Source organism: Bradyrhizobium sp. USDA 4502 (assembly GCF_054063355.1).
In genome coordinates, this window is record NZ_JBSSGF010000001.1 from 4,948,254 (window position 1) to 4,973,543 (window position 25,290).

The 25,290-nt window shown below is 65.0% G+C and carries 26 protein-coding genes and 2 pseudogenes; 13 read left to right on the plus strand and 15 right to left on the minus strand.

What is annotated here, in order from left to right:
• Positions 1-121 precede the first annotated feature (121 nt).
• Positions 122-1,447, plus strand: coding sequence for a 4Fe-4S binding protein (locus ACVW1B_RS23100; RefSeq protein ID WP_456779605.1), 1,326 nt, complete (start codon positions 122-124; stop codon positions 1,445-1,447).
• A 72-nt stretch (positions 1,448-1,519) separates the two neighbouring features.
• On the opposite strand, the pseudogene ACVW1B_RS23105 reads toward ACVW1B_RS23100, so the two are convergent.
• Positions 1,520-1,969 (minus strand): annotated as a pseudogene (locus tag ACVW1B_RS23105) (NAD-dependent epimerase/dehydratase family protein); the annotation flags it as partial.
• Positions 1,970-1,972: 3 nt separating this feature from the next.
• On the opposite strand from ACVW1B_RS23105, the pseudogene ACVW1B_RS23110 reads away from it, so the two are divergent.
• Positions 1,973-2,455: pseudogene (locus ACVW1B_RS23110) on the plus strand (MmyB family transcriptional regulator); the annotation flags it as partial.
• 482 nt (positions 2,456-2,937) lie between these two features.
• On the opposite strand, the gene ACVW1B_RS23115 reads toward ACVW1B_RS23110, so the two are convergent.
• A complete protein-coding gene (locus ACVW1B_RS23115) occupies positions 2,938-3,723 on the minus strand; it encodes an ABC transporter permease (protein ID WP_456779604.1) in 786 nt (261 codons plus the stop codon).
• Positions 3,723-4,538: an ABC transporter ATP-binding protein gene (locus ACVW1B_RS23120; RefSeq protein WP_456779603.1), complete on the minus strand. Its 816-nt coding sequence runs from the start codon at positions 4,536-4,538 to the stop codon at positions 3,723-3,725. The genes ACVW1B_RS23115 and ACVW1B_RS23120 overlap by 1 nt, the downstream gene beginning before the upstream one ends.
• Before the next feature lie 199 nt (positions 4,539-4,737).
• Between ACVW1B_RS23120 and ACVW1B_RS23125 the strand changes: the two genes are divergently transcribed.
• The gene (locus ACVW1B_RS23125; RefSeq protein ID WP_456822289.1) at positions 4,738-5,661 is read left to right on the plus strand and encodes a ketopantoate reductase family protein; all 924 of its coding nucleotides are present in this window, start codon (positions 4,738-4,740) and stop codon (positions 5,659-5,661) included.
• Here the strand turns inward: ACVW1B_RS23125 and ACVW1B_RS23130 are convergent.
• Positions 5,637-6,434: an IclR family transcriptional regulator gene (locus tag ACVW1B_RS23130; RefSeq protein WP_456822290.1), complete on the minus strand. Its 798-nt coding sequence runs from the start codon at positions 6,432-6,434 to the stop codon at positions 5,637-5,639. The two genes, ACVW1B_RS23125 and ACVW1B_RS23130, sit on opposite strands and share 25 nt — an antisense overlap.
• A 130-nt stretch (positions 6,435-6,564) precedes the next feature.
• Here ACVW1B_RS23130 and ACVW1B_RS23135 point away from each other — a divergent pair, with 130 nt between their 5' ends.
• The 7 genes from ACVW1B_RS23135 to ACVW1B_RS23165 are packed head-to-tail and all read left to right on the plus strand — an operon-like array spanning position 6,565 to position 12,501.
• A complete protein-coding gene (locus ACVW1B_RS23135) occupies positions 6,565-7,800 on the plus strand; it encodes an ABC transporter substrate-binding protein (RefSeq protein ID WP_456822291.1) in 1,236 nt (411 codons plus the stop codon).
• 56 nt (positions 7,801-7,856) lie between these two features.
• Entirely contained in the window at positions 7,857-9,206 is a 1,350-nt protein-coding gene (locus ACVW1B_RS23140; protein WP_456822292.1) for an aromatic ring-hydroxylating oxygenase subunit alpha, read from the plus strand.
• Positions 9,203-10,009, plus strand: coding sequence for an SDR family NAD(P)-dependent oxidoreductase (locus ACVW1B_RS23145; RefSeq protein ID WP_310880635.1), 807 nt, complete (start codon positions 9,203-9,205; stop codon positions 10,007-10,009). The genes ACVW1B_RS23140 and ACVW1B_RS23145 overlap by 4 nt, the downstream gene beginning before the upstream one ends.
• Positions 10,010-10,041: 32 nt before the next feature.
• Complete coding sequence (locus ACVW1B_RS23150; protein ID WP_456779599.1) at positions 10,042-10,635, plus strand: 3-phenylpropionate/cinnamic acid dioxygenase subunit beta; 594 nt, start codon at positions 10,042-10,044, stop codon at positions 10,633-10,635.
• Positions 10,636-10,677: 42 nt separating this feature from the next.
• Positions 10,678-10,872: an SH3 domain-containing protein gene (locus ACVW1B_RS23155; protein ID WP_028342366.1), complete on the plus strand. Its 195-nt coding sequence runs from the start codon at positions 10,678-10,680 to the stop codon at positions 10,870-10,872.
• A gap of 23 nt (positions 10,873-10,895) precedes the next feature.
• On the plus strand, positions 10,896-11,291 hold the full coding sequence (locus ACVW1B_RS23160) for a hypothetical protein (protein WP_225162579.1): 396 nt from the start codon (positions 10,896-10,898) through the stop codon (positions 11,289-11,291).
• 10 nt (positions 11,292-11,301) lie between these two features.
• The gene (locus tag ACVW1B_RS23165; RefSeq protein WP_456779598.1) at positions 11,302-12,501 is read left to right on the plus strand and encodes an FAD-dependent monooxygenase; all 1,200 of its coding nucleotides are present in this window, start codon (positions 11,302-11,304) and stop codon (positions 12,499-12,501) included.
• A 24-nt stretch (positions 12,502-12,525) separates the two neighbouring features.
• Here ACVW1B_RS23165 and ACVW1B_RS23170 read toward each other — a convergent pair whose 3' ends face one another.
• The 4 genes from ACVW1B_RS23170 to ACVW1B_RS23185 form a co-directional block, all read right to left on the minus strand.
• Positions 12,526-12,798, minus strand: coding sequence for a DUF3551 domain-containing protein (locus tag ACVW1B_RS23170; RefSeq protein WP_016844297.1), 273 nt, complete (start codon positions 12,796-12,798; stop codon positions 12,526-12,528).
• A 115-nt stretch (positions 12,799-12,913) separates the two neighbouring features.
• A complete protein-coding gene (locus tag ACVW1B_RS23175; protein WP_456822293.1) occupies positions 12,914-13,186 on the minus strand; it encodes a DUF3551 domain-containing protein in 273 nt (90 codons plus the stop codon).
• 41 nt (positions 13,187-13,227) lie between these two features.
• Positions 13,228-13,899 carry a hypothetical protein gene (locus tag ACVW1B_RS23180; protein ID WP_229190056.1) on the minus strand — a complete coding sequence of 224 codons (672 nt, stop codon included), beginning with the start codon at positions 13,897-13,899 and terminating at the stop codon, positions 13,228-13,230.
• A gap of 151 nt (positions 13,900-14,050) precedes the next feature.
• Positions 14,051-14,887, minus strand: a complete 837-nt coding sequence (locus ACVW1B_RS23185) for a metal-dependent phosphohydrolase (protein ID WP_310880641.1) — start codon at positions 14,885-14,887, stop codon at positions 14,051-14,053.
• A gap of 595 nt (positions 14,888-15,482) precedes the next feature.
• On the opposite strand from ACVW1B_RS23185, the gene ACVW1B_RS23190 reads away from it, so the two are divergent.
• A complete protein-coding gene (locus ACVW1B_RS23190) occupies positions 15,483-16,271 on the plus strand; it encodes an ATP-binding cassette domain-containing protein (RefSeq protein WP_253607606.1) in 789 nt (262 codons plus the stop codon).
• Positions 16,268-17,827: an ABC transporter permease/substrate-binding protein gene (locus ACVW1B_RS23195; protein WP_456779596.1), complete on the plus strand. Its 1,560-nt coding sequence runs from the start codon at positions 16,268-16,270 to the stop codon at positions 17,825-17,827. Before ACVW1B_RS23190 ends, ACVW1B_RS23195 begins: the two co-directional genes overlap by 4 nt.
• Positions 17,828-17,845: 18 nt before the next feature.
• Here the strand turns inward: ACVW1B_RS23195 and ACVW1B_RS23200 are convergent, their stop codons facing one another.
• From ACVW1B_RS23200 to ACVW1B_RS23220, 5 genes are all read right to left on the minus strand, one after another.
• A complete protein-coding gene (locus ACVW1B_RS23200) occupies positions 17,846-18,808 on the minus strand; it encodes an ABC transporter permease (RefSeq protein WP_456822294.1) in 963 nt (320 codons plus the stop codon).
• Positions 18,798-19,784, minus strand: coding sequence for an ABC transporter ATP-binding protein (locus ACVW1B_RS23205; RefSeq protein ID WP_092089964.1), 987 nt, complete (start codon positions 19,782-19,784; stop codon positions 18,798-18,800). The genes ACVW1B_RS23200 and ACVW1B_RS23205 overlap by 11 nt, the downstream gene beginning before the upstream one ends.
• Positions 19,781-20,959 carry a COG1470 family protein gene (locus ACVW1B_RS23210; protein WP_456779594.1) on the minus strand — a complete coding sequence of 393 codons (1,179 nt, stop codon included), beginning with the start codon at positions 20,957-20,959 and terminating at the stop codon, positions 19,781-19,783. Before ACVW1B_RS23210 ends, ACVW1B_RS23205 begins: the two co-directional genes overlap by 4 nt.
• A 292-nt stretch (positions 20,960-21,251) precedes the next feature.
• On the minus strand, positions 21,252-22,964 hold the full coding sequence (locus tag ACVW1B_RS23215; protein ID WP_057015052.1) for a sulfatase-like hydrolase/transferase: 1,713 nt from the start codon (positions 22,962-22,964) through the stop codon (positions 21,252-21,254).
• A gap of 171 nt (positions 22,965-23,135) precedes the next feature.
• Positions 23,136-23,843 carry a TetR/AcrR family transcriptional regulator gene (locus ACVW1B_RS23220; protein ID WP_253607604.1) on the minus strand — a complete coding sequence of 236 codons (708 nt, stop codon included), beginning with the start codon at positions 23,841-23,843 and terminating at the stop codon, positions 23,136-23,138.
• A gap of 107 nt (positions 23,844-23,950) precedes the next feature.
• On the opposite strand from ACVW1B_RS23220, the gene ACVW1B_RS23225 reads away from it, so the two are divergent.
• The gene (locus tag ACVW1B_RS23225) at positions 23,951-24,571 is read left to right on the plus strand and encodes a hypothetical protein (protein WP_456779593.1); all 621 of its coding nucleotides are present in this window, start codon (positions 23,951-23,953) and stop codon (positions 24,569-24,571) included.
• A gap of 12 nt (positions 24,572-24,583) precedes the next feature.
• Here the strand turns inward: ACVW1B_RS23225 and ACVW1B_RS23230 are convergent, their stop codons facing one another.
• Together ACVW1B_RS23230 and ACVW1B_RS23235 are read right to left on the minus strand one after the other, a co-directional pair.
• Entirely contained in the window at positions 24,584-24,817 is a 234-nt protein-coding gene (locus tag ACVW1B_RS23230; protein WP_168857163.1) for a hypothetical protein, read from the minus strand.
• A 28-nt stretch (positions 24,818-24,845) separates the two neighbouring features.
• The gene (locus ACVW1B_RS23235; RefSeq protein WP_456779592.1) at positions 24,846-25,247 is read right to left on the minus strand and encodes a lysozyme inhibitor LprI family protein; all 402 of its coding nucleotides are present in this window, start codon (positions 25,245-25,247) and stop codon (positions 24,846-24,848) included.
• Positions 25,248-25,290 lie beyond the last annotated feature (43 nt).

Sequence of the window (25,290 nt, forward strand, 5' to 3'; positions counted from 1 at the left end):
ATGACGAAAGTCGCGCGCGCCAGCGCCGGTTCCATGACATGACACTTGACAGATAATTCACTTGCCTCAAGTTCGTTCGCTCCATAGGATGACGATCGTCATTTCATAGAAAGCTAGACCCATGAGCCTGGACGATCACCCCACGGTCAGGGCTGTGCGCGCTCGCAGCAGCGAACCGGTCCGCGACGTCCCGGTTTCATCGGAACTGATCAAGGATATCGCGCGGCGATGCGGAGCTGATGATGTCGGCATCATCGAGTTCGAACGGGCCGCCATCGCGCCGCAGCGGGACTTCATTCGCAAGGTCTATGGCCGGACGCGCTCCCTGCTCGCGATCGTCTGCCACATGAACCGCGAGCCGGTGCGCTCGCCCTCGCGCTCGGTCGCCAACGAGGAATTCCACAGCACCTACGATCACGTCAACGAAACCGCGCGCGCCATCGTTCGCGCGCTCGACGAGCACGGCATCCCGGCCTGCAACTCGGTTGCCGCGTTCCCGATGGAGATGGATCTGCCGAGGATCATGATGGTTCAGCACAAGCCGATCGCGGTGGAGGCCGGTCTCGGCCGCATGGGAATCCATCGCAGCGTCATCCACCCGAAATTCGGCAGCTTCGTCCTGCTCGGCACCATCCTGCTCGGATGCGAGGTCGACGCCCATGACCATCCGATCGACTACAATCCCTGCCTGGAGTGCAAATTGTGCGTCGCCGCCTGCCCGGTCGGCGCCATCAAGCCCGACGGCGGCTTCGACTTCCTGTCCTGCCACACCCACAACTATCACGACTTTCTCGGCAACTTCTCGCAATGGGTGGAGAAGGTCGCGGATGCAAAGGACGCAAGGGATTATCGTGCCCGCGTTCCCCGCACCGAGACGCTAAACATCTGGCAATCGCTGTCGTTCAAGCCTGGCTACAAGGCGGCCTATTGCATTTCGGCCTGCCCGGCCGGCGAAGACGTGATCGGCCCCTTCCTCCACGATCGCGACGCCCACTTCTCCGATGTGGTGCAGCCGCTGATCGACAAGGACGAGTTCGTCTACGTGATCCCGGATACCGACGCCGAGGACACGGTGACGCGGCGCTTTCCGCACAAAAAGCTTCAGCATGTCACGTCCGGCCGCCATACCGGCAGCCTGCAGGCCTATATCTTTTCGCTCTCGCTCGGATTCCAGCGCGGCAGGGCCCGAGGTCTGGATTTCGTGACGCATCTGCGCTTCACCGGCACGAGCGCGCTGGACATGACCGTTGCGATCAAGGGCAAAGATCTCCAGGTGGTGCCGGGACGGCATGTCGGAGAGGCGGCTCTGACCATCACCGCCGATTCCCAGGCCTGGCTGCGCGTGCAGAACCGCGACCTCGAACTGGCCGACGCGATTGCCGCGAAGCTGGTGAGCTACAGCGACGAAGCATTGTTCGCCGCCTACATGCGGTGCTTCCCGCTCTGAGCCGCAGCGTAGATGCGTCGGGTGGCTTACGCCTTCGGCTATCCCACCCTACGCATCCTACTGCGCTGCTTCCTATTGCGCGGAATAGACCAGCTGTTCGAGATCGGCAATCAACCCCGGCCCGGTCGGCTGCCATCCAAGCTTCCTGCGCGTCTGCTCGCTGGAAGCCGCCATGTCGTATGCCGCGAACGTGCCGAGCCAGCCAAAGAAGGCTTGCGCCTCTTGCGGGGCGATGGATTTGACCGGCAGCTTCAGCCGCCGTCCGATCGTTTCGGCAATATCGCGCATCGAGACCCCCTCTTCCGCGACGGCATGATACCTCGCGTTCGGCTCAGCCTTTTCGATGGCCAGCCGGTAGAGACGCGCCACGTCGAGAACATGCGCCGCCGGCCAACGATTTTGCCCGTCGCCGAGATAGGCGCACACGCCCTTTTCGCGGTACACCGCGATCAAGGGGGTGATGAGACCCTGCCTGACAGGATCGTGAACCTGGGGAAGACGCATGGCCGACGCGCGGACGCCGTTCCGCGCCCCGCCGTGATACGCACCGCAACCTGGGATATCGTCGCCTGGAATCGGGCCGCGACCGTGATGCTGACGGACTACGGATCGCTGCCGCCGCGCGAGCGCAACGTGCTGCGCTTCATGTTCCTCGATCCGCGCGTCCGCGCGGCACAACATGACTGGGCCAGCGTGGCGCGCTTCGTGGTCGGCGCCTTCAGGGTGGACGCGGCACGTGCCGGTGCCGCAGCCGAGGTGCAGCCGTTCGTCGACGAGCTCTGCCGGCTCAGTCCGGAATTCGCGGCGCTGTGGCGCGACAACGACGTGCGAACGCACGGCGAAGGCGTCAAGCAGCTTCGGCATCCGATCCTGGGCCCGGTCAAGTTCGAATATTCGGCGTTCGCGGTCGACGGCCGGCCCGACCTCAGCATGATCGTCTACAATCCGATCGACCCCGAGGTGGCGGAGAAGATTCGCGGGTTGATGAACGCCGCACCGGCGAAATGAACGGACATATCGTCGGCGCCGTTCACGAAGCGAAACGCGAATTGAAGCGCTCCTTTGATGCGACCTATGGTATAGTGCCCCACTACCGAGCCAACGGTGGATGGGAGAAGATTGCCACATGAAAGCCTCGTCACTTTGCGTCGCAGGCCTAGCTGTCGCAATCGTTTCGATTGCATCTGCGAATGCTGAGAACAAGCGCAAGGTCATCACACAGGCCGCCGCGGAAACGCACCCGTCTGGTTGCTCCGTCACCAGCAGCTGGCCCAATCCGGCGCCGGTGCCGTGCGCGCCACGTCTCGTCCAACGTTTCCACAGCTACAACGAATGCCGGGAATTCCTGCTCAAGTTAGGCCATGATAGCTGGGGCACCTCATGGTGGTGCACCAGTCAAGGATACAAGACCTGATCCTTTCGCGTCTTGAATGCGGAGAGGCCACCAACGCTGGGGGCCTCTTTCGTTCCGGACGCGCCAAGCTTGTGCCCTAGTCCCGCGTCACCGGCGTCGGCCGCCACACCAGCAGCCGATTCTCGACCATCGTCACGCCCATGTCGATCAGGATGACGAAGGCCGACAGCACGAACATGCCTGCGAACACGCCGGCGACGTCGAAGACGCCCTCGGCCTGCTGGATCAGGTAGCCGAGGCCGGCGGCGGAGCCGAGATATTCGCCGACCACCGCGCCGACCACCGCAAAGCCGACCGAGGTGTGCAGCGAGGAGAACATCCAGGACAGCGCCGACGGCCAGTAGACGTGGCGCATCAGCTGCCGCTCGTTCATGCCGAGCATGCGGCCATTGTCGAGCACCGTGGTCGGTACTTCCTTGACGCCCTGGTAGACGTTGAAGAACACGATGAAGAACACCAGGGTCACGCCGAGCGCGACCTTGGACCAGACGCCGAGCCCGAACCACAGCGCAAAGATCGGCGCCAGCACCACGCGCGGCAACGCGTTGACCATTTTCACATAGGGATCGAACACCGCGGCGACGCGCGGCTGGCGCGCGAACCAGAAGCCGACCAGAATGCCGCCGGCCGAGCCGATCACGAAGGCGAGGATGGATTCCCACAGCGTGATCGCGAGATGCTTCCAAATCACCCCGGTCGAGAACCATTTCACGATTTGGCTGAAGACGTCGACCGGATTGGAGAAGAAGAACGGCGGCAGCAGCACCTTGCCGAACACCGGCACGGTGGAGAAGAGCTGCCACAGTACCAGCGTGACGACGGCAACGAGAACCTGCAGGGACAGCAGCGTGACGCGCGACATCAGGCAGCTCCCGCCTGCGTCGACTGGACATAGCCCTTCATCACCTCGTCCTTCAGCACGCCCCATATCTCGCGGTGCAGGGCATGGAAATCATTCTCCATCCGGACCTCGGCGATGTCGCGCGGCCGCGGCAGCGTGACGCGCCAGTCGCCGATGATGCGCGCGGAAGGACCGGCCGACATGATCACGACGCGATCGGCCAGCGCGATCGCCTCCTCGAGATCGTGGGTAACGAACAGCACCGCCTTGCGGTCGGCGCTCCACAATTCCAGCAGCAGATTGCCCATGATCTGCCGGGTCTGGGCGTCCAGCGGTCCGAACGGCTCATCCATCAGCAGGATCTTCGGATCGCGGATCAGGACCTGCGCCAGCGCAACACGCTTGCGCTGGCCGCCCGACAGCATGTGCGGATAGCGATTGGCGAAGGCGCCGAGCCCGACCGAGGTCAGCCATTTCTGTGCGCGCGCGAGCGCCTCGGCGCGCGGCGTGCCTGATATCTCGAGCCCGATCGCGACATTGTCGATCGCGGTCTTCCAGGGGAACAGTGCATCGGCCTGGAACAGGTAGCCGGCATCACGGTTGAGGCCGCTCAGCGGCTTGTCGAAGATCCTTGCCGTTCCGGCCGCGGGCTTGAGCAGCCCGGCCGTGACATTAAGTAGCGTCGATTTCCCGCATCCAGTCGGTCCGACAATGGCGACGAACTCGCCATGATCAACCGAAAGATTGGCCTGTTCGACCGCGGTATAGACGCGTCCATCCGCCAACCGAAACGCCACCGTCGCACTGTCAAGCGCGACCGCCGTCGGCTCCGTCATCGCCTCGCATCCCTCCCGAACTTTCCGAGATGGCTTAGCGGTTCGGGCGGGCAAGTCAACGCAGGAAGATGGCCTAGCAAACAAGGCTGTGGTCACGCGATTTTCAGACAGGCCAGGGTTGCTCAATTGCGCAACCGGGTTGCGCATTGCGCCGACATCGTCGAGGCTGCGGGCCAAAGCGACGGACAAGGAGACAATCATGCGGATCGCAGTGGTGGGCGCCGGAGGCGTCGGGGGCGGCTTTGGTGCGGCGCTCGCGCATGCCGGCGCGGACGTCACCTTTATCGCGCGCGGCGCTCATTTGGCCGCCATGCGCAGCGAGGGGCTGAAGGTTCAGGGCGGCCGCGGCGAAACCCATCTGGTCCCGACCCAGGCGACCGACGATCCGGCAAGCGTCGGCCCGGTCGATATCGTGCTGTTCTGCGTCAAGCTGTGGGACGTCGAGAGCGCCGGCCAACACATCAGGCCGATGGTTGGCCCCGACACCGCGGTGATCCCGCTGCAGAACGGTATCGACGCGCCCGACAGGCTGGTCCCGATCCTGGGACGCAACGCCGTGATGGGCGGCGTGGCGCAGATCTCGGCCTCGATCATCAAGCCTGGCGTCATCAACCAGGTCGGCACCTTCATGCGCATGATCTTCGGTGAGCTCGACGGCCGCATCACACCGCGCGGCGAGGCGCTGCTCGATCTCTGCCTGAAGGCCGGCTTCGACGCGACCTTGAGCGAGCAGATCAACACCGAGCTCTGGATGAAGTTCGTCGGCCTCGCCACCAATGCCGGCATGACCGCGGTCACGCGGCTGCCGATCGGCAAGCTGCGCGACGATCCCGATTTGCGCCCGCTCTTCGTATCGGCTTGCGAGGAGATCATCGCCGTCGCGCACGCCAGCGGCATCAAGCTGCCGCCGGATGCGCTGACGAAAGTGCTCGACTTCATCGGACACGCGCCGCCGGCGATGAAGGCCTCCATGGCGCTCGATCTCGAGCGCGGCAACCGGCTCGAACTGCCGTGGCTGAACGGCAAGGTGGTCGAGCTCGGCCGCAAGCTCGGCGTCCCGACGCCGACGCACGACATGCTCTATGCGGTGTTGAAGCGCTATGCGATGGGCGCGCCGTCCTGATAGCCCAGCAGGACCGAAATCTGCCGGCCGGCCTCGCGCACCAGCTTTGAATATTCCAATAGCTTCCGCTCGTCGATGCGCGCGCTCGGTCCGTAGAGGCCGACCGAACCGACGACCTCGCCGCGGTGATCGAAACACGGCGCGGAGACGGCGACCGCGCCAGCGAAGATTTCGCCATGGCTGGTTGCATAGCCGTTGCGCCGCGCAAAGGTCAGCGCGTCCTCGAGCCGCGCGCGATCCGCGCTCTTTGCAATGCTGGCAAGAAGCGCGGCCTGCCGCGTCGGGTCCATGAAGGCCAGCATCGCCTTGCCGGTCGATCCCTGGATCAAACTCAGACTGTGGCCGACGCCTCGGCTGATCGAGAGCACGTGACGGCTCTCGCATTCGAGGATGCAGATGCCGCGATCGTCCTGCTCGCGGAACAACGCTGCGGTCTCGCCGGTCGCCTCGCGCAGGCCCTCGACGACCGGGCGGGCGATCGCGACCACCTCGAGACCCTTCAGCCACACATGGGCCAGTTTCATCACGCCGTGCGACAGCCGGAAACGCTGTGGGTCGCCTTCGGCCTGGATCAGGTCGCGCTGCGCCAGCGTCTGTAGCAGGCGATAGAGCGTCGGCCGGCTCAACCCGACCCGCTTCTGGATCTCGATCACGCTCATCGCCGGCTGATCCGGCGTGAAGCATTGCAGGATCGCGATGGCGCGGTCGACCGCCCGCACGCCTGACGCCCCCTGCTCGGCGTCGTGAACTTCCGCCTTCGGTTTCTTTGCCATCCGTCTACATCCGCAAAATCGGCAGGGGCGCGCTGCATCCAGCGCGCTTGACCAATCGGCCCGCGCGGCTAGTATCGCAAATTATGAGAATAATGTCCACTAGATGGACACGTGAAAATCGACGGGAGGATTGGAATTGCTGCAGACAAACGCCTCGCGCAGATCGGCCGCCGCCGCGATCGCCACGCTGATGCTTTCGGCGCCGCTGGCGCACGCCGCCCCCGACGGCTCAGGCATCTCGGACGGCGTAGTGCGGATTGCGGTGCTGGGTGACTACGGCAGCGGCCGCGATCTCGGCGGGCCGGGCTCGGTGACCGCCGCCAAGCTTGCCGCTGAGGATTTTCACAACAAGGTGCTGGGCAAGCCGATCGAGATCATCTCGGCGGATCACCAGAACAAGCCGGACGTCGCGGTCGGAATCGCGCGGCAATGGTTCGACGTCGAGCATGTCGACGCGGTGACCGATCTCGCCGTGAGCTCGGTCGGACTCGCCGTCGCCGGCCTTGCAACGCAGAGCAACCGCACCGCGCTGGTCTCGGGCGCCGCGACGTCCGATTTGACCGGCGACAAATGCTCGCCCGTCGTCACGCATTGGGCCGACGACACCTACGCACTGTCGGCCGGCCTGGTCGGCGAGCTGAGCCGCCGCGTCGGCAAGGAATGGTTCTTCGTCGCGGTCGATTACTCGTTCGGCACCGCGATGGTGAAGGACGCCTCGCGCGCGGTGACCGATACGGGCGGCAAGGTGCTCGGCGCGGTGCGCTATCCCTTCAACACCACCGACTTCTCATCCTTTTTGCTGGCCGCGCAGAGCTCCGGCGCCAAGGTGGTGGCGCTGGCCGGCACCGGCGCCGACACCGTCAACGCGGTGAAGCAGACCCACGAATTCGGCCTGCAACAGGGCGGGCAGACCATCGTCGGCATGCTGACCTTCATCTCCGACGTCCATTCGATCGGCCTGCGCGACGCGCAGGGCATGTACATCGCGTCCCAATACTACTGGGATGATGACGACGGCACCCGCGCCTTCGCCAAGCGCTTCATCGAGATTGAGAAGCGTGAACCGATCAAATTGCAGGCCGCGACCTACGCCGCCGTGCGCCACTATCTGAAGGCGATCGAGGCCGGCGGCAGCGACGAGGCGAAGGCGGTGAACGCCGAGATGCGCAAGCTACCGGTCGATTTCTTCGGCCGCCCCGCGCACATCCGCAAAGACGGCCGCGTCGTCTACGACCTCTCGCTCTACCGCGTGAAGAAGCCGGACGAGAGCAAATATCCCTGGGACTACTACCAGAAGATCGCGGCCATCCCCGGCGACAAGGCGTTCCGCCCCGAGGGAACCGGCGGCTGCAAGCTCGACAAGTAGGACGCACCATCATTCACCGCGACTGACGGTCGCGCAGGCCAGACAAGGAGGAGCCGATGCCGCTTCGCAACGATTTCGATCAGCTTGTTGACGTCAAGGGTGGCTTCATCAGCCGCGAGATCTTCGTGGACGCCGATATCTATCGGCAGGAGCTCGACAAGGTCTTCACGCGCGCCTGGCTGCTGGTCGGGCACGAAAGCCTGGTGCCCAATCCCGGCGATTTCTACACCTCGCGGATGGGCGAGGAATCCGTGATCCTCTGCCGCGACAAGAAGGGCGAGATCCACGTCTTTCTGAATTCGTGCCGGCACCGCGGCATGAAGGTGTGCCGCTACGAACAAGGCAACACGTCGCTGTTCACCTGCCCCTATCACAGCTGGACCTACACCACCGACGGCAGGCTGCAGGGCGTTCCGCTGCACCGGACGCTGTACGACGGGGTGCTCGACCGCGAGGCCAACTCGCTGGTCTCGGTGGCGAAGCTCTGCAACTACAAGGGCTCGATCTGGGCGACCTGGGACAAGGATGCGCCCGACTTCATCACCTATCTCGGCGATGCCAAGATCCATCTCGACCAGGCGCTCGACTGCCGCGACGGCCGCGAGGGCGGCTCCGAGGTGATCGGCGTCCACAAATGGGTGTTCCCCGCCAACTGGAAATTCGCTGCTGAGAATTTCCTCGGCGACACCTATCACAATCCAAGCCATCGCTCGGTCGACCTGATCGGCATCGGGCCGAGCGCTGCCGCCGGCAAGAAGGGCCGCCGCGACGACGAGCTGGAGAAGGCACAGCACGTCTGGATCAGCTTTCCGGAAGGCCATGGCGTGCACAGCGCGATCCAGCCGGAGGCCAATGAATATATCGAGTCCTTCCTCGACAACCCGATCCTCGAAAAATACTTCCGGCACTGTTTCGAGGAGCGCAAACGGCGGCTCGGCGAAGGGGCGCGGCTGCTGCCGTTCGTCGGCACGATCTTCCCCAACACCTCCTATCACGGCCGTCAGCCGCGCGGACTTTGCGCCTGGCATCCGCACAGCCCGACCTCGACCGAAGGCTGGCGCTTTTTCCTGGTCGACAAGGATGCGCCGAAGGAAGCCAAGGAATATCTGCGCCGCTACTACATGCGCTACTCCGGCCCTGCCGGCATGACCGAACAGGACGACATGGAGAACTGGCTCTATGCCACCGCGGCGAGCACCGGCACGGTCGCGCGGCGCTATCCCTTCAACTATCAGCAGTCGATGGGCGCCTACGTCACCGATCATCCGCTCGGCGGCGATGTCTCGACGCAAGTCACCGAGCAGATCGCGCGCGGCTTCTATCGCCGCTGGACCACCTACATGCAGGGCGGCGACTGGCACGAGTTGCTCGGATCACCCGCTGGCAACCGGCAGGCCGCAGAATGACCGCGCCCGCAAAAACCGTCCTCGTCAGCGGGGGCACCTTCGGCATCGGCCGCGCGATCACGCTCGGCCTTGCGCGGCGCGGCCACGCGGTGGTCGCCTTCGGTCTCGAGGCGGCGCAGGTCTCGAGTACCGCGCAGAACGCCATTCCGGCCTTGCGCCAGGAGCTTGATCGCGAAGGGCTCTCCGCCGAACTGATGGAAGCCGATGTGTCACAGGCCGGCGATGTCGCCAAGGTGGTCGCGCACACGATGGCGCGGTTCGGGCGCATCGACGGCGTCGTCAACAACGCCGCGATCGGCCCGCTCGGCACGGTGCTCGACACCGACGAGGCGCTGTTCGACCGGATCATCGCCGTCAACCTGAAGGGACCGTATCTGACCAGCCGCGCCGCGATCCCGCACATGATCGCGCAAGGCGGCGGCTCGATCGTCAACGTCGGCTCCGGCGCCGGCTGGGGCAAGCCGAACATGGCGGTCTACAGCGCAAGCAAGGGCGGCGTTGTCGCGCTGAGCGCAGCGATGGCCTACGACTTCTTCCACCAGCGTATTCGCGTCAACACCGTGATTCCCGGCGGCGGCGGCATCGTCAGCGGCATGAGCCTCGGTCGTGTCGGCGGCGATGCGGCGCGTTTCGGCAAGGGCGCGCCGGGCACCGCCGCGGGCCGCGTCGCCGCCGGTGACGACATCGCCAATGTGGTCGCCTTCCTGCTGTCGCCGGAAGCCGAAACGCTGTCCGGCACCGTGATCGATGTCGGCTGCTTCGCCCAGCAGGGCGGACCGATTCCGCCCAAGCCGGCGCTCTGACAACCCCTGCGATGCCTGATGAGGAGATAGCGATGACGACGACCGTTCAGGATCAGGACCAACAACAACACGCCGGCAACGCTGCGATCGAGCGATCGGCGGCCTACTACCGGCTGAAGGCCGATGTCGAGGATTTCTACTATCATGAGGCCGATTTGCTCGACGACCGTCGCTTCCGCGACTGGCTCGAGCTACTCACCGATGACATCAGCTATTTCATGCCGATCCGCCGCAACGTGAAGTTCGGCCAGCAGGCCGCGCGCGAGAACACCAAACGCGGCGAAGGCATCAGCTGGTTCGACGAGGACAAGTGGACATTGACCAAGCGGGTCGAGCAGATCCTGACCGGCGTGCACTATGCCGAGGAGCCGCTGTCGCGCATCACGCACATGGTCAGCAATGCGCAGATCAAGGGCGCGCAGCCGGATATCGACGCGGCGCGCGAGCTGGATGTCACTAGCCGCTTCCTCGTCTACCAGAACCGCGTCGAGTACGAGACCTACATCTTCGTCGGCCGCCGCAACGACACGCTGCGCCTGACCGACAATGGCTGGAAGATCGCGCGGCGCGAGATATTGCTTGAACAGAACATCCTGCTGGCCAAGAATCTCACCACGTTCTTCTGAACGAGGCCAATTCAGAGTGGGCCAAGCGTAGCAGGGGTAGCGATGATTGACGTGATGGCGATCAAGGTGGGGACGCGGCTGAAACTGGAGGCCGGCGTCGTCGCCGAAGTGGTGGAGAACATGGACGATGGCCAGTGGCTGCAGGTGCGCTATCTGGAGTGCCCTGCCCGGCCCGCCGACGTTGGCACGGTGGAGCTGTGCCACGCCCAGGACGTCATCAAGGTGCTCAGCGAGTAGTCCCAGTCAACGGACCGACGATCATGCTGCGATTTGAATACATGCCGAGCGATTTTCATCCGCTGTTCCTGTTCCTCGGCGAAGCTGCCGATCTCGCCGCCCTGGCAATGCTGCTGCGGCGCTTTGCCGAAGACCCGCAGACCATTGCCGTCGCGGAGCGGATTCCCGGTGCCGTCTCGCGCGACGCGCTGGTGCTAGCGCCTGCCGACGACGAATTCGGCATGCGCGATCTCGGCGGCCGGTTTGCCTGGAAACTGACCGATTGGCAGGCGGAGCGGATCGCCGAGCGCATCGAGCTGTTAACCCCTGAGGATAACAAGTCCGGCTCGGAGATCGTCGAGATCGGCAGCGTCGGCGAGATCCCGGTCAAGCTGTCGCGCGGCGAATTCACCGACGACTTCCTGATCACGCGCAGATAGCGGTGTTCGCGTGAGTACAGACCGCAAGCCAAAGGTCCTGATTGCCGGCGCCGGGATCGGCGGTCTCGTCGCCGGATTGTCGCTGCTGCAGCGTGGCATCGAAGTCGAGATCTTCGAGCAGGCGTCCGAGCTGCGCGAGCTCGGCGCCGGTGTCCAGCTCAGCGCCAACGGCACCAGCGTCCTCATCGCGCTCGGCCTCGAGCAGGAGATGCAGGCCATCGCCTGCGAGCCCTCGGGCAAGGAGATCAGGCTGTTCAGCACCGGGCGGACCTGGAAACTGTTCGACCTCGGCGCCTCCTCGCGCGCGATCTATGGCGCGCCCTACTGGATGGTGCATCGCGGCGACTTTCACCGCGTGCTGGTCGACGCATTCACGGTTCGGGCGCCGGGGCGGCTGCATCTCGGCAGCCGCTGCACCGGATTTGACCAGGACGGCGACGGCATCTGGCTGGACTTTGCCAACGGCGAGCGTCGGCGCGGCGACGTCGTGGTCGGCGCCGACGGCGTGCACTCCGCAATTCGCCGGCAGATCGGCGGCGACACCAAGCCGTTCTTTTCGGGCGTGGCCGCCTGGCGCGGACTGGTGCCGATGGAACGGCTACCGTCACCGCTCAGGCGCGACGTCGGCACCAACTGGATCGGCCCGGGCGGCCACGTCATCACCTATCCGGTTCGCCGCAGCGAGTTGTTGAACTTCGTCGGTATCTTCGAGGGTGAGAGCTGGTCGGTCGAATCGTGGACCGAACGCGGCACGCGCGAGGCCTGCAGCGGAGCCTTTGCCGGATGGAATCCGCAGATCCACACCATTATCGCGAGCCTCGATATTCCCTACAAATGGGCGCTGCTCGGCCGCGACCCGCTCGATCGCTTCGTCGTCGGGCGCGCCTGCCTGCTTGGCGACGCCGCGCATCCGACGCTGCCGTTCCTGGCCCAGGGCGCCAACATGGCGATCGAGGACGGCATGGTGCTGGCGCGCTGTCTTGAAGGCTTCCCGCCCGAGGAAGCGCTGCAGCGCTACCAGACCGCACGGCTGACGCGGACGAACGCGATCGTGGTGAAGTCGGCCGAGAATGCCAGGCGCTTCCATAATCCCGCGCTTGCCGACGCCGAAGGCGCCGACGCCTATGTCTCGCGCGAATGGCAGCCGGACCGGGTGCGCGAGCGCTATGATTGGCTGTTCACCTACGATGCCTTGCGTGTGCCGCTTTGACGGGACGAGTTTCGCGGGCCCGCCTCACTGAACGGGATGGCGTCCGCGGCGCACCGGACGTTCCGGGGGTGGTGGCGGAGGAGCGAAGAAGGGATTGACGATGCACATCGCAGAGAGACCCGATGCGGTCGCCTGACACTGCGGGATCGAGGTGTAGCTGCAATCGATGTGGTCTCCGGCCATCGGCCCGTTGTAGAGATGCAAACAGACCGGATAGTTCGGATCATAGGCCTGTCCGGCGGCAGGTCGGGCCAGCGCAACCGCGAACGCAGCGATCGCGAAAAGTTTCAGGCGCATCGGATTCTCCTTATTGCTCGGACCGTTTCCTCACAACTGCCGGAGTTAGTCAACCGCACTGGGGACACGACGGCCATACAGTCTTGAGCAACGGCAGGCGGCAAGCCTGAGCGCGCTAGTTGGCGGATTGGCGTTGTCGCTGCCCCCGTTGCTTTGGCGGCTTTTTCGGACCTTTGTAGAACGGATTGACCGAACACGTCGCGGAGCGCCCCGAGGCCGTCGCCTGACACTGCGGAAGCGACGTGTAGCTGCAATCGATATACTCGGGCGTCAGCCTGCCGCCATAGACTTCCATGCACACCGGATAGTTCGGATCGTACATTTGCGCGGCGGCGGGCTCGGCGAGACCAGCGCCGAGGGCGGCGACGATGATGAATTTCAAGCGCATCGAATTCTCCTCAAGCCTGGTCCGGATCGCCGGGCGCGTGGCTATCGCTGTTCGTCGGCCGGCTTGCCGTCGCCCTCTCCGAGGCAGCGAATCATGAAGGCCGTCGTGTCCCGCGGCAGCACTTGCGCGGCGCGCGCCTTGAGACGGCATTCGAGCTGCGCGATCTGGCGCGCCCGCTGCCGTTCGGACGGCAGCGTCGATTGCCGCAACCGCCGCAACGTCATCGGCGAGCCGTCCGACTCGAAGCTCAGCTCGTATTTCTTGCCGTTCTGGTCGGTGGCGGCGCAGGTGATGGTGGACACCTGCCGCGTGATGAAGCTTCCGACCTGACGGCATGAGCCCGTCGACATCTCGACCAGCGGCACCGGCAGACCATCCACCCGCGGGCGGTCGCTGGACTTCAGCAACATGCGGTCAACCGCGAGCTCGAACAGATTGTCCTGGGTGCGCTCGGTGCTCTCGCCGGAGAACGAGATGATGTGGCTCTTGTCGGCGGGATCGTCGAGTACCACGGTGAATTCGGAACGGCCGCGCAGGGTGTGGAAGTAAGCGACTGCCTTGCAGGTGTAGCTGCGGCCCGCAACGGTCACGTTGCGGCAGGTGCCGGACATCAACGCGTACAGATCGACGTCGTAGACCGGACCGGCGGCAACGGCCAGCGCCGGCCAGCAGAGAACGGCAGCCGCAATCAATTGAGCGAAACGGGAGATCATGCTGAAAGGGTCGAAAACACGGTCGCTGGAGGGGTCCATGGCGCAAGGTCGCTGATTTCTATGGACTGTGCAACGACGAAGCAGGCCTAAATGTGGACACCACGCGAACGGCTGGGGAACGCAGCACAATCCGTGCTGAAAGGCCGCGGCGTCAGATTTGCGGGCCGGACAGCGTCACCTCGCGCTCGGCGCGGAACACGTTGCTATAGAGGTTCGCGATCCACTGGCGGCCGCTTGCCGTCATGTTCAGGCAGTTGATGGCGCCTTGAATGTGCGGCGCAACCATGTTCCAGTAGAATTGCGGATAGCGGTCGACGATATCGGCCGGCGACTCATAGCCGAGCTGGCGGTTGATGCCGACCTCCTCGAACTCGTGATAGAGCGCGTTGGCCTTCCTGATATAGTTGGGATCGCCGAGCTGACCGATGAAATCGGCCGCCCGGACGATCGACGCCTCATCGTCATATTGCTGGCCTTCGGGCGCCGGAAACCGCGTACCCTCGATGTTGCGCGCGACGCGCTCGCGATCGAGTGGAAGGACGGCCTCGAGCCTGTCGAGCACATACAGCTTCGAGCGGTCGACATGATACGGCATCAGGCCGGCATCCGACGAGCCACGCGGCAGCACCACCTTCTTGCCGGAGGCATCGATGACGTAGCCATCGGGTCCATCGCCTTTCAAAAGACCGCGCACATAGCCGATGTCGTGAGTCAGGCAGGCGATGATGGTGTGGGTGTAATCCTCGGCGGTGACGTGGGTGTGCAGCGCGCGGCCGCGGATGATGTCATGCCCGGCGAGCGTGACCAGCATGGTGTGCTCGACATTGTGGTAGAGCGCGTCGCTGTTGCCGATGCATTCCAGCGCGATGCGCGCGGCGGCCGGCAGGAGCTCGCCGAAGCGCGCCTGCGAAGCGCCGAAGGTGCGGCTGACATGCGTGGCGAGAAACTTCTCCAAAGCACCTGCCGCCAACTCAGGTAACGTCATCATCGATGCAGCCCCCGACCGCGCAACGTTCCTCGCTTGCCCCGATCTCACGCCGTAGTTGGGCAGCGACTATAGCGTATCTACGGGCGTGCGGCTACGCGCTGACGGCCGTGACGATTCGCTCCGGCCGTACTTTCCCGGTCTTGTCGGCTGCGACGCCAGAGCTGCTGATAGTGGCATGAACCCTGCATGATTCGGGTCAGACCGGGTTAACCCCACTGATAAAGGCCGTCATGCTCGTTACGCTCGTCGCCATCCTCTGCAATGCTCAACTCTGCATGGAAAAGGTCGTCACCACGAGTGACCAATCCGGCATCACCATGGGCGCGCCTGCGCAGTGAATGCGCAGATCGGCATCGCCGATTGGCTCGCCAAGGGGCCGTATCACGAATGGCACCTGCAGAGCTATAAATGCATCATGGGCAAGTACGTACCCAAGAACGAAGTGTGATGTGTGCTCACAGCCCCGGACGGGGCTGATCCGCTTCGACCGGAACAGCCTGCGAAACCACCGCGCAGGCGCCCGCGCCTCGAGTCAAAGTCCAATTTATGGGCTATCACTGTCGTTAACGACGGTGAGACATGAGGTCGCCCTGGAATGCCCGCAACGCCGCTGATTGCCTATGCGCATGTCGGCAAGAGTTTTGACAGTGGTCGCGTGGTGGCGGTCGACGACGTCTCGCTTGACGTGGCCGAGGGTGAATTCCTGGCGATTGTCGGCGGCTCGGGCTCCGGCAAGACGACGCTGCTCAGGCTCGCCAATCGCCTGATCGAAGCCGACCACGGCCGGATCGCGGTCGAGGGTGAGGATGTGAGCCGCATCGACCCGATCCTGCTGCGGCGCCGCATCGGCTATGTCTTCCAGAGCGGTGGGCTGTTTCCGCATCTGTCCGTCGCCGACAACATCGGCATCACGCCACATCTGCTCGGCTGGACGCAGGCGGAAATCTCGGCGCGGGTCGATGAACTGCTCGACCTTGTGCGGCTCGACAACTCACAATATCGCGAGCGTTTGCCGCACGAACTCTCCGGCGGCCAGCGTCAACGCATAGGCGTCGCGCGTGCGCTGGCTGCGAAGCCGCGCATCGTGTTGATGGACGAGCCGTTCGGCGCGCTTGATCCCCTCACCCGCGACGCGCTCGGCGACGATTATCGAACGCTGCACCGCGAGCTCGGCCTGACCACGGTCATGATCACCCACGACATGACCGAGGCGTTGCTGCTGGCCGATCGTGTCGCGGTGATGCGCGGCGGCAGGCTGCTGGCCCAGGGCACGCCGGCGGAACTCTCGGCCAGCACCGATGGCTATGTCGGTGAACTGATGCACACGCCGCGGCGGCAGGCTGAACGCCTGGGCGCTTTGCTGCCGCGGGGCGACACGGCATGACTCTATCAGCCGATCCGCGCTGGAGCGAGGCGCTTTCCCATCTGCCCGACTATCTCGGCAATCATGTGCGGGTCAGCGTCGCCGCGCTGGCGCTCGGGCTCCTGATCAGCCTGCCGCTTGCGATCATCGCGCGTAACCGGCCGGTGCTGCGCACGACGTTGCTCGGGCTTGCCAGCATCGTGCAGACCGTGCCCGGTCTCGCGCTGCTCGCATTGTTCTATCCGCTGCTGCTGGCGCTCGCCGCGTTGACCGCGGCGTGGCTCGGCTTCAGCTTCTCCGCCTTCGGCTTCCTGCCCGCCGTGCTGGCGCTCGCGCTCTATTCGATGCTGCCGGTGTTGCGCAACACCATCACCGGTCTGTCCGGGGTCGATCCGGCGGTGCTGGAAGCCGCCCAGGGCGTCGGCATGACGCCGCGGCAATCGCTCACCATGGTCGAGCTGCCGCTGGCGCTGCCGGTGATGATGGCCGGGATCCGCACCGCGGCGGTATGGGTAATCGGCACCGCCACCTTGTCGACGCCGATCGGCCAGACCAGCCTCGGCAACTACATCTTCGCGGGATTGCAGACCCAGAACTGGGTGTTCGTGCTGTTCGGCTGTTTCGCTGCGGCCGTGCTCGCGCTTGTGGTTGACCAATTGCTGGCGCTGATCGAGAACGGCCTGCGCAATCGCAGCCGCATCCGGACGGCGCTCGGCGGGCTCGGTATCGCCGCCCTGATCGCGACGACGCTGGTGCCCGCGATCGCGCGCCCGCATGCGGGCATCGTGGTCGGCGCCAAGACGTTTACCGAGCAATATGTGCTGTCGGCGTTGATCGCGCAGCGGCTACGGGCGGCCGGCCTTCCGGCCACGACCCGCGCCGGCCTCGGCTCCAACGTGATCTTCGACGCGCTCGCGGCCGGCGATATCGATGTCTATGTCGACTATTCCGGAACGTTGTGGGCCAACCAGTTCCACCACACCGACATCAAGCCCCGCGCCGAGCTGTTGGGCGAATTGCAGACAACGCTGGCGAAGCAAGACATCACGCTGTTCGGCGAGCTCGGTTTCGAGAATGCCTATACGCTGGTGATGCCGAGGAAGCGCGCCGAAGAGCTCGGCATCCATTCGATCGCCGACGTCGCGTCACGCGCCGCGACGATGTCGATCGCCGGCGACTATGAATTCTTCTCGCGGCCGGAATGGGCCGGCATCCAGAAGGCTTATGGGCTGACGTTCCGCGCCCAGCGTCAGATGCAGCCGGATTTCATGTATGCGGCGGTCGCCTCCGGCGAGGTCGACGTGATCGCGGGCTACACCAGCGACGGGCTGATCGCGAAATACGATCTTGTCACGCTCGAGGACAACAGGCACGCCATCCCGCCCTATGACGCCATCGTGCTGCTGTCGCCAAAGCGGCGCGACGACGAGACGCTCAAGGCGGCGCTGCGGCCGCTGCTCGGCAAGATCGATATCGCCGGGATGCGCGAGGCGAATTTGCGCGCGTCGGGCAATGACGCATCATCGTCGCCCGACGCCGTGGCGCGCTGGCTGTGGGACAAGATTGGGCCCCACTGAACGGCCGCGCTCTGCGCCTCAGGCCCTGACCTCCTGGCGCTGGAACAGGACGTAGCCGGCGACGAACAGCACGATGGTGCAGGCGATCAGGCCGACCGTCTGCGGCCAGGCGATCATCACGCTCTGGCCGAACGGCAACGGGGCCCCCATCACCGCGCCGCGGATCTGGTCGAGGAACATTGGGCCGAGCGTGCGCGTGGTCGGCGACAGCACCGCCAGCATCGCCTCGCCAAACAGATCATTGGGCGAGAAGCGCTGCAGCAGCTGGGTCCAGATCGCCGTGCCCGGCGTATCGAGGCCGAGCGCGGCGAAGCGCGGATCGGGCGGCACGATGGCCTGGGCGATCGCGGGCGCCAGCATTGGCCACAACACGGTCAGGAACAACCAGATGCCGAGCACCACCAATGCCGCGGTCGCCGGCGAGCGGAACACGATCGAGAGCAGCATCGCGAGCGACAGCCAGACCCCTGCATAGAAGATCGCGATCACGAGGAAGGCCAGCGAGCGAGCGATCTCCTCGCCGCCCGGCGGAACGCCGAGGAAGATCAGGCCGAGGCCGATCACCAGCAGCCACAGCGCGGTGAGGCTGATCGCGATGGTCGCGAGCCCGGCGAGATATTTGCCGAGCAGCAGCGCGTCGCGATAGATCGGCTGCGCCAGAATCCGCGACAGCGTGCGCCGGTTGTGCTCGCTGTTGATCAGGTCGAAGCCGAGCCCGATCGCCATTAGCGGAATCAGGAAGCCGAGGATGGCGACAAAGGACGGCAGCGGCGCCTGGCTCACCGTGAACAGCCGCAACAGCAGGAGTGGATCCTCCGCGGTGTTCTGGCGGAGCGCGACGATCGCCTCATAGAGCGCCGCCATCGCGGTCAGCACGATCAGAAGCTCGAGCATCAGCATGCGGACGCTCGAGATGTTGTCCGACAGCTCCTTGACGAGGACGGCACCGACGCCCTGGAATGCTGAACCTTCACGCCGCATCGCGCACGCCTCCTGACGGGGTGGCCTGGAAATAATGGGCGTAGATCGCCTCGAGGCTCGGCTCGTCGACCGAGAGCCGCCGCAACGCGCCGTTGGCCGCGACCACCGCGCGCGCGGCATCGGCCCGGACGTCGCGGTCGGCGGTCATGCGGAAGCGGTCATCGGCGAGCGTCTCGACATTGCCGACGCCCGGGATCGCCGCGAGCCGCCGCGCAATGCCCGCGCCGTCGGCCTCGACCTCGACGACGAAGCCAGCGCCCAGCACCTGGACCGAGAGCTCGGCCACCGAACCCATCATCGCGATCTTCCCGGCCCGGAACAGCGCGACGCGATCGCAGACGCGCTGCACTTGGTCGAGCATGTGCGACGACAGCAGCACGGTAACGCCCTCAGCCTTCAACTCCCTGATCAGGTCGAGAAATTCAATCGTCGCCTGCGGGTCGAGACCCGTGGTCGGCTCGTCGAGGATGGCGATCTCGGCGCGTTTGACGATGATCTCGGCGAGCCCGAGCCGCTGCCGCATGCCGCGCGAAAACGTCGCGACGCGCCTGTCGGCGACGTCGAGCAGACGCACGCGGGTGAGCGCCGCCGCGATCCGCCGCGAGCGTTCGGCCATCGATAGGCCCATCAACTTGGCGGCGTAAGCGAGGTTCTCCACCGCAGTCAGGTGGTCGTAGAAGCCGACAGCGTCGGGCAGATAGCCGACCCGCCGCTTGACCTGCAACGGCTGCCGCGCGGGATCGAAGCCGAGCACGCTGACCCGGCCGGCCGAGATCTCGGTGAGCCCGAGCATCATCAGGATGGTCGTGGTCTTGCCGGCGCCGTTCGGGCCGAGCAGCCCGAACACCTCGCCCTTGGCGATGTCGAAATTGATGGCGTCGACGACGCTGGTCTTGCCGTAGCGCTTGGTGAGATCGCGTGCCGCGATGACGGTGTCGGGCCGTGTTGCAGCACTGTTGTTCCGCTGCTCGCTCATCGCCGTCCGAACCTCGCAACCGCACCCAGCATCAACAGCAGCGCGACGCCGATCACCCCGGCGCCGGCCATGCCCCAGACGGTGGAAGTGCTCACCGTGACGCGGAACTGGCTCGACGCCGTCTCGCCGCGCGAGGTAGCGCGCATCGCGAGCTGGTAGTCGCCGGCGAGCGACTTGTCGCTCGGCGTCACCAGCGCCTGAACCTCAGTGTCCTTGCCGGGTACCAGACGCTCGATCTTGGCGGGCTGGAACGTGACCTTCCAGCCGCTCGGCGCCGTCGCGGCGAGCTCGATGTTGTCGGCCGGCGCAGTGCCACTATTGGTGACCACGACCGGGATCGTGCTCTGCTCGGCGGCGACCGCACGCGCGCTCAGCAGCCCGTCACGGCCGGAGAGCTGAAGCTGCGGCTGGCCCGCGACGTCGAGTGCCACCTCGGTCTGCGCCGACGCATCCTCGGCGTTGACGGTGACCTTGACCGGGAAATGCCCGGCATCGATCGCGCTCGGCGGCCGCACCTTGAGCTTGATGTCCTTGGATTGCCCGGCATCGATCGGGATCGACGACAATTCCTGTGTGCCATAGGCCTCGGTGAACGAGGTCTCGAAGTTTTGCGGCGCCGCCGCGGCGAAGCTTGCGACCAGGTTGCGGCCGCTGTCGTTCTTGATGGTCAGCGTGTATTCGAAATTCGATTTCGGGCTGCCGCGCAATTCGGGAAGTTTCGACGTCACCGTCAGCTTTGCCGGCAACTCCTTGGCGAGCGCGACCACGATCGGCAACGTCGCCTCGCTGCCCTGCCCTTCGGCCTTCACCGTCAGGGTTTGCTCGGCGAGCGAAGCGTTGGCTGGCACGTCGAGCCGGAGCTGCAGCGGCACGCTGGAGTCGGGCGCCGGCATCGCGGCCGCGACCGGCTGGCCGCCGCCGAGCAGCGTCGCAGTCCAGCCACTCGGCACGCCCCCGACCGATAGCTTGTAGCGCTGCGGGCCGAGATCGTAATTCTGCAGACGCAGCGAGATGTTGGAGGTGGTGCCGGGCCTGATGGTGACGGCCGGATAGTCCGTCATCAAGTAGAGCCCCTTGATATCGTGCGGCGGCTCCGCGGCGGAGGCTGAGGGAACGGCAAGGGGGATAGCAAGTCCGAAGGCGGCGACAAGGCGCGCAACATCGAGCGCTCGCATGGGCAAACACTCCTGCAAGAAGGGCGGGATTGGCTGACTTGACGCTGCGCTGATGAACACCGTGGCAGCGGCGCGACAGATAATCGCAACAATCGTGACGAAATCTCGGCGGCGTAATTACAAATGAGTAATGCGCGCGGTTTCGCGCGACGACCTTCGTCTACCGACGTTAGTCTAGTTCACGATGCGATCGCTGTGATGTGCGGAGCGGTTGTCACGAGGAGCTCGCAGCGCAGTTGCGGTTGGCGACAATGGATTGCTTCCGCCTTAGCCCGAAGGCCGCGAAGCATGCTCAAAGTCCCTTGATGATCCCCGCGTCGATCAACAGGCGATTGAAGCGGCGTGCTTCTGCGCCGTCCTTGCAGGAATAGAATGCGCCGTTGCAGCGAAGCATGATCGCCTTCTGCTCCTCGAACGACGGATCGAGCGGAATGCCCGCGGCTTCCTGAATCACCAGCGGCAGATAGGCGGCGTCGATCGTGTCCATCACCGCCGGGCTCTTCACGGGTTCGAAGTTGACGGCGTCGATCGCATAGTAGGTCGCATAGTAACGCGGATCGTAATCCATCAGCTTCTTGCCGATGCCGGCCTCGTCGAGATCGGGATCGAGCAGCTGCGGCGAGAATTCCGGCTGATGATCGCCGTAACGCACGATCAGGAAAGGCTGCGCCGGAAACTTCTTCTTCAGCGCCGCGACGAAGCCGGCATAGTCGCCAGCGCTCATCGCCTGCCGGCGCAGATATTCGTCGACCGCGGGCGTATTGCCCGGCCGCTTCCACGACGGCAGCAACTCGGGACGGAATTTGGTTTCCCAGGGGAAATGATTGGCGGCGAGATAGACGAAGGCGAACAGCGGCGTGCCTGACGTCTTCTGCTCGGCCATCAGCTTCAGCGCCTTGTCGTAGAAGAAGCTGTCGGGCTCGACATCCTTCGCATGCAGGTCATGCGCGTCGTAGAAGCGCTGGATGCCGGTCGTGGTCTGGAAGTTGCGCGCGCTCATGAAGGCGCCGAATGCGGGATAGAGCGAGAGCGTGTCGTAGCCGCAGCGGCGCAGCGCCAACGGCAGGCCGCGCTCCACGCGCCCCGATGCGATGCGGGTGACGAAATAGGAGAACCGGCCGAACGAGCGCGAGGACAATCCCGCAAGCACGTTGTACTCGGTGAACCAGCTCGGCCCGCCATTGCTCTCGGCAAGGAATTTGCGCGCGACGCCGTCGTAGGACTTGAACTGGCTGCCATAGCCCGGCGGCACCTTGACGCCGGAGGCGGCGCGGATGTCGAAACTCGATTCATCATGGATCATGATGATGTTCGGCCGCCGCCCGGCGGGATGACAGGCATCGACCAGGGGCATCTTGAGCTGATCGCTCGCGGTCGGATCCGACTCCATAAAGCCGTAGGCGACGAAATCGGACACGGCCGTGACGCCGGAGCGCGCGAACTTCGAGAGGTAGCCGTCGTCGTAATAGCCGCGCCAGGCTTCATCCGGCCAGGCGAAGGCATAACCCGAGAGCGCCGCGGTGCAGGCGAGGCAGGCCGCCGCAGCCGGCAGCCGGCGAATGCGGAACGGATCGAGCCACCACAGCGCGTACATCAGGGGCAGCGTGACGAGGCCGGCGCCGATGATCGACCAGCGCAGGCTCGGGAAGATCGTCAGCAGGAACGCCGCGGTGTCGCGGTCGATCACCATCAGGTCGACGAAGTTCGCGGTCATCTGCACCACGTCGTGCTTGAAGCGCGACAGCAGCACCAAGACCACGACCAGTGTCAGCGACAGCGCGCCCGACAGCGCCGGCCGGCGCAGCAGCGCGATGAACAGGAAGTTCAGGATTCCCCAGGTGAGCAGGAAGCAAAGCCGCGAGCCGAAATCGGTCTCGGTGCGCAGCATCAGAATCAGCGCGCCGAAATGCGGTGCCGCGACCGCCATCAACCGCCAGATGCCAAGCGCGGCAAGACCGCCGGCCAGTGCGGCAACGGAGGAGTTCTGCTGAGGCGCGGGCGCCATGGGCGGGACGCAATACAACCCGGCGCAATGCCACCGCCTTGACTGGCAACGGCCAGGAGGCATGCGGCACAGCCGGTGTCTGGGCCGCGTCACAAAACCGTAATTGAATCGTTATGAACGCGCAATGAATTTGCCTGCCCAAGCCTGGCCGCGGCAGGCAGTGCGCGCGCCTTAAACTTTTGCGGCCGGCGCGGCGTGGCTCGCGATACCCGCGATGAAGAGATCGACGATGTCGGCAGCCATCTGCTCGACCTCCGCATCGCCGACACCCCAGCGCGGCAAATGACCGTCGATGTGCATCCGCGCGAAGCCATAGACCAGCGCGCGGCCGGCGATCTGGACCTGCCTGAGGTCGCGCGTCCCGAGTTGGCCAGCTGAAAATGCCTCCGCCAGCGTGCGCTCGGTCAGGCCGATCAACTCGGCATTGTCGCCGGAGACGGCGGCCGAGCGGTCGTGGTCGAAGAAGCGGCGGCTGGAGATGATCTCGAAATGGGTCGGGTTCTTCATCGCCCAGCGCAGATAGGCGATCCCGAGATGGCGGAAGCGGCCGAGCGGATCGCCTGGCGGCGCCTCGGCCAACGCCGCCTCGATCTCGGCGCGAAAGCGGCGTTGCGCCTCCTCCGCCACCGCATTCATCAGCGCGTCCCGGCTCGGGAAATGCCGGAACGGCGCGCCCGGCGAGACCCCGGCCCGGCGCGCGGCCTCGCGCACGCTGACCGCCTCCGGGCCGCCCTCGCCGACCAGTTGCATGGCGGCATCGATAAGGACCCGGCGGAGGTCGCCGTGGTGGTACGGCCTCGCCGCCTGCGCCCGCGTCGCGGCCGGACGCGGCTTGGCGGGCCGGCGGCCGGTGGGCGGGCTTTTGGCGGGGCGGCGCATGGCGCACCTCTAGCATCACCCGCTTGTGAATGTAAGCGATGATTACACAGATTGACCGCGCGTGGGGCCGAAATGTAACTGGTGATTACATAAAACGGGAGGCGGATATGGCGACGCGTCGCAACTGGTTCGAGGGCTGGCGGCTGTTTGGCCTGCTCACCCTCACCTTGATCGGACTTTCGATCTGGATCGCCGCGATGCGGCAGTTCGAGGTCGAGGGCGTGCGGATGGTGATCCGCTTCACGGCGCGGACCTCGCTCTTGTTCTTCTGCCTCGCCTTCTCGGCGGCGGCGCTGGCGCGGCTGTGGCCGAACGCCTGGACGCACTGGCAGCGCCGCAACCGCCGTTATTTGGGCTTCACCTTCGCGGCCTCGCACGCCATCCATGCGGTCGCGATCGCCGCCTTCGCGATGCTCGATCCGCCCGGCTTTGCGGCCGCGACCTCGATCGTCTCCTACGTCTTCGGCGGTATCGGCTATCTCGCCATCATCGCGCTGACCGCGACTTCGTTCGATCGCACGGCTGCACTGCTCGGCCCGCGCGCCTGGCGCAGGCTGCATCTGATCGGCGGCTATTATCTGCTGCTGCAGTTCATGGTCTCGTTCGGCAAGCGGATTCCCGAGATGCCGCTCTACGCGCTATTCCTCGTGCCGCTCGCTGCGGTGTTCGCGCTCAGGATGATCAGCATGGCCGGCCGGCCCGCGCCACGTCAGGCGCAGGCGAGCTGAGATCAAGTCGCCTCACACGAGGTGAAACTTGCGGCCGAGCTGGCGATGAACCGATAGCACCGCGCGGTCGACGTCGCTGATCAGGCTGTCGCCGAGCACGACGTTCGGAATCTCCCAGTTGCGTCCGATCTGCGCATCGGGCAGCCCGGCGATCGCCGGCACGCGCGCGGTCTCACAGCCGGGCTGGGCGCGCAACGCCTCATCCGCAAGCTGGGTCAATTCGTCCTGGCTCTTTCCATCAGTCATGACCTCGGTCCTGACTCCGGAAGATGGCTCACTGATGGCCAAGATTCTCCAGTTCCTTAGCGCGGGCTTCGGTCATGCTGCGCATGCATTCACCGGCATCGAGCCGGGCGATAGTGCCCTCGCCGAGGTCGTAATACAGGCAGTTGGCGTCACGATACTGGATCCATAGCAGCTGCGCGGTGCGCAGCTGTTCGCGCTGCTTGTCGTCGGCGGCATCCTTCGACGCCTTCTGGTAGGCGACGTTCATCCGCTTGTCCCACTGCGCGGTCTTGGCCTTGAGGCATTCGACCATCTGGTAGGTGCCGCCGTCGCAGGATGGCTCGCCAACGCTCTGATCGCCGGCGCGGGTAACCGGCGCGGTGAAAGCGATGGAGACAGCCGCCAGAACGGCCATGAGCCTGCACGCGCCAGTGGTGACAGCCGATGTCATGCCACTTTCCCTGTTCGATCGATCCTGTCGTCGCAGCATACAT

What these genes read in the sequence shown, in the direction of transcription:
- ACVW1B_RS23180 (WP_229190056.1), bottom strand. Translation starts at nt 13,899, where the DNA reads ATGATCTCCCGTTTCGCTCAATTGATTGCGGCTGCCGTTCTCTGCTGG.
- ACVW1B_RS23225 (WP_456779593.1), top strand. Translation starts at nt 23,951, where the DNA reads ATGGCGACGCGTCGCAACTGGTTCGAGGGCTGGCGGCTGTTTGGCCTG.
- ACVW1B_RS23100 (WP_456779605.1), top strand. Translation starts at nt 122, where the DNA reads ATGAGCCTGGACGATCACCCCACGGTCAGGGCTGTGCGCGCTCGCAGC.
- ACVW1B_RS23175 (WP_456822293.1), bottom strand. Translation starts at nt 13,186, where the DNA reads ATGCGCTTGAAATTCATCATCGTCGCCGCCCTCGGCGCTGGTCTCGCC.
- ACVW1B_RS23235 (WP_456779592.1), bottom strand. Translation starts at nt 25,247, where the DNA reads ATGACATCGGCTGTCACCACTGGCGCGTGCAGGCTCATGGCCGTTCTG.
- ACVW1B_RS23140 (WP_456822292.1), top strand. Translation starts at nt 7,857, where the DNA reads ATGCCGCTTCGCAACGATTTCGATCAGCTTGTTGACGTCAAGGGTGGC.
- ACVW1B_RS23210 (WP_456779594.1), bottom strand. Translation starts at nt 20,959, where the DNA reads ATGCGAGCGCTCGATGTTGCGCGCCTTGTCGCCGCCTTCGGACTTGCT.
- ACVW1B_RS23155 (WP_028342366.1), top strand. Translation starts at nt 10,678, where the DNA reads ATGATTGACGTGATGGCGATCAAGGTGGGGACGCGGCTGAAACTGGAG.
- ACVW1B_RS23115 (WP_456779604.1), bottom strand. Translation starts at nt 3,723, where the DNA reads ATGTCGCGCGTCACGCTGCTGTCCCTGCAGGTTCTCGTTGCCGTCGTC.
- ACVW1B_RS23195 (WP_456779596.1), top strand. Translation starts at nt 16,268, where the DNA reads ATGACTCTATCAGCCGATCCGCGCTGGAGCGAGGCGCTTTCCCATCTG.
- ACVW1B_RS23170 (WP_016844297.1), bottom strand. Translation starts at nt 12,798, where the DNA reads ATGCGCCTGAAACTTTTCGCGATCGCTGCGTTCGCGGTTGCGCTGGCC.
- ACVW1B_RS23215 (WP_057015052.1), bottom strand. Translation starts at nt 22,964, where the DNA reads ATGGCGCCCGCGCCTCAGCAGAACTCCTCCGTTGCCGCACTGGCCGGC.
- ACVW1B_RS23125 (WP_456822289.1), top strand. Translation starts at nt 4,738, where the DNA reads ATGCGGATCGCAGTGGTGGGCGCCGGAGGCGTCGGGGGCGGCTTTGGT.
- ACVW1B_RS23190 (WP_253607606.1), top strand. Translation starts at nt 15,483, where the DNA reads ATGCCCGCAACGCCGCTGATTGCCTATGCGCATGTCGGCAAGAGTTTT.
- ACVW1B_RS23160 (WP_225162579.1), top strand. Translation starts at nt 10,896, where the DNA reads ATGCTGCGATTTGAATACATGCCGAGCGATTTTCATCCGCTGTTCCTG.
- ACVW1B_RS23130 (WP_456822290.1), bottom strand. Translation starts at nt 6,434, where the DNA reads ATGGCAAAGAAACCGAAGGCGGAAGTTCACGACGCCGAGCAGGGGGCG.
- ACVW1B_RS23220 (WP_253607604.1), bottom strand. Translation starts at nt 23,843, where the DNA reads ATGCGCCGCCCCGCCAAAAGCCCGCCCACCGGCCGCCGGCCCGCCAAG.
- ACVW1B_RS23205 (WP_092089964.1), bottom strand. Translation starts at nt 19,784, where the DNA reads ATGAGCGAGCAGCGGAACAACAGTGCTGCAACACGGCCCGACACCGTC.
- ACVW1B_RS23230 (WP_168857163.1), bottom strand. Translation starts at nt 24,817, where the DNA reads ATGACTGATGGAAAGAGCCAGGACGAATTGACCCAGCTTGCGGATGAG.
- ACVW1B_RS23145 (WP_310880635.1), top strand. Translation starts at nt 9,203, where the DNA reads ATGACCGCGCCCGCAAAAACCGTCCTCGTCAGCGGGGGCACCTTCGGC.
- ACVW1B_RS23185 (WP_310880641.1), bottom strand. Translation starts at nt 14,887, where the DNA reads ATGATGACGTTACCTGAGTTGGCGGCAGGTGCTTTGGAGAAGTTTCTC.
- ACVW1B_RS23120 (WP_456779603.1), bottom strand. Translation starts at nt 4,538, where the DNA reads ATGACGGAGCCGACGGCGGTCGCGCTTGACAGTGCGACGGTGGCGTTT.
- ACVW1B_RS23150 (WP_456779599.1), top strand. Translation starts at nt 10,042, where the DNA reads ATGACGACGACCGTTCAGGATCAGGACCAACAACAACACGCCGGCAAC.
- ACVW1B_RS23200 (WP_456822294.1), bottom strand. Translation starts at nt 18,808, where the DNA reads ATGCGGCGTGAAGGTTCAGCATTCCAGGGCGTCGGTGCCGTCCTCGTC.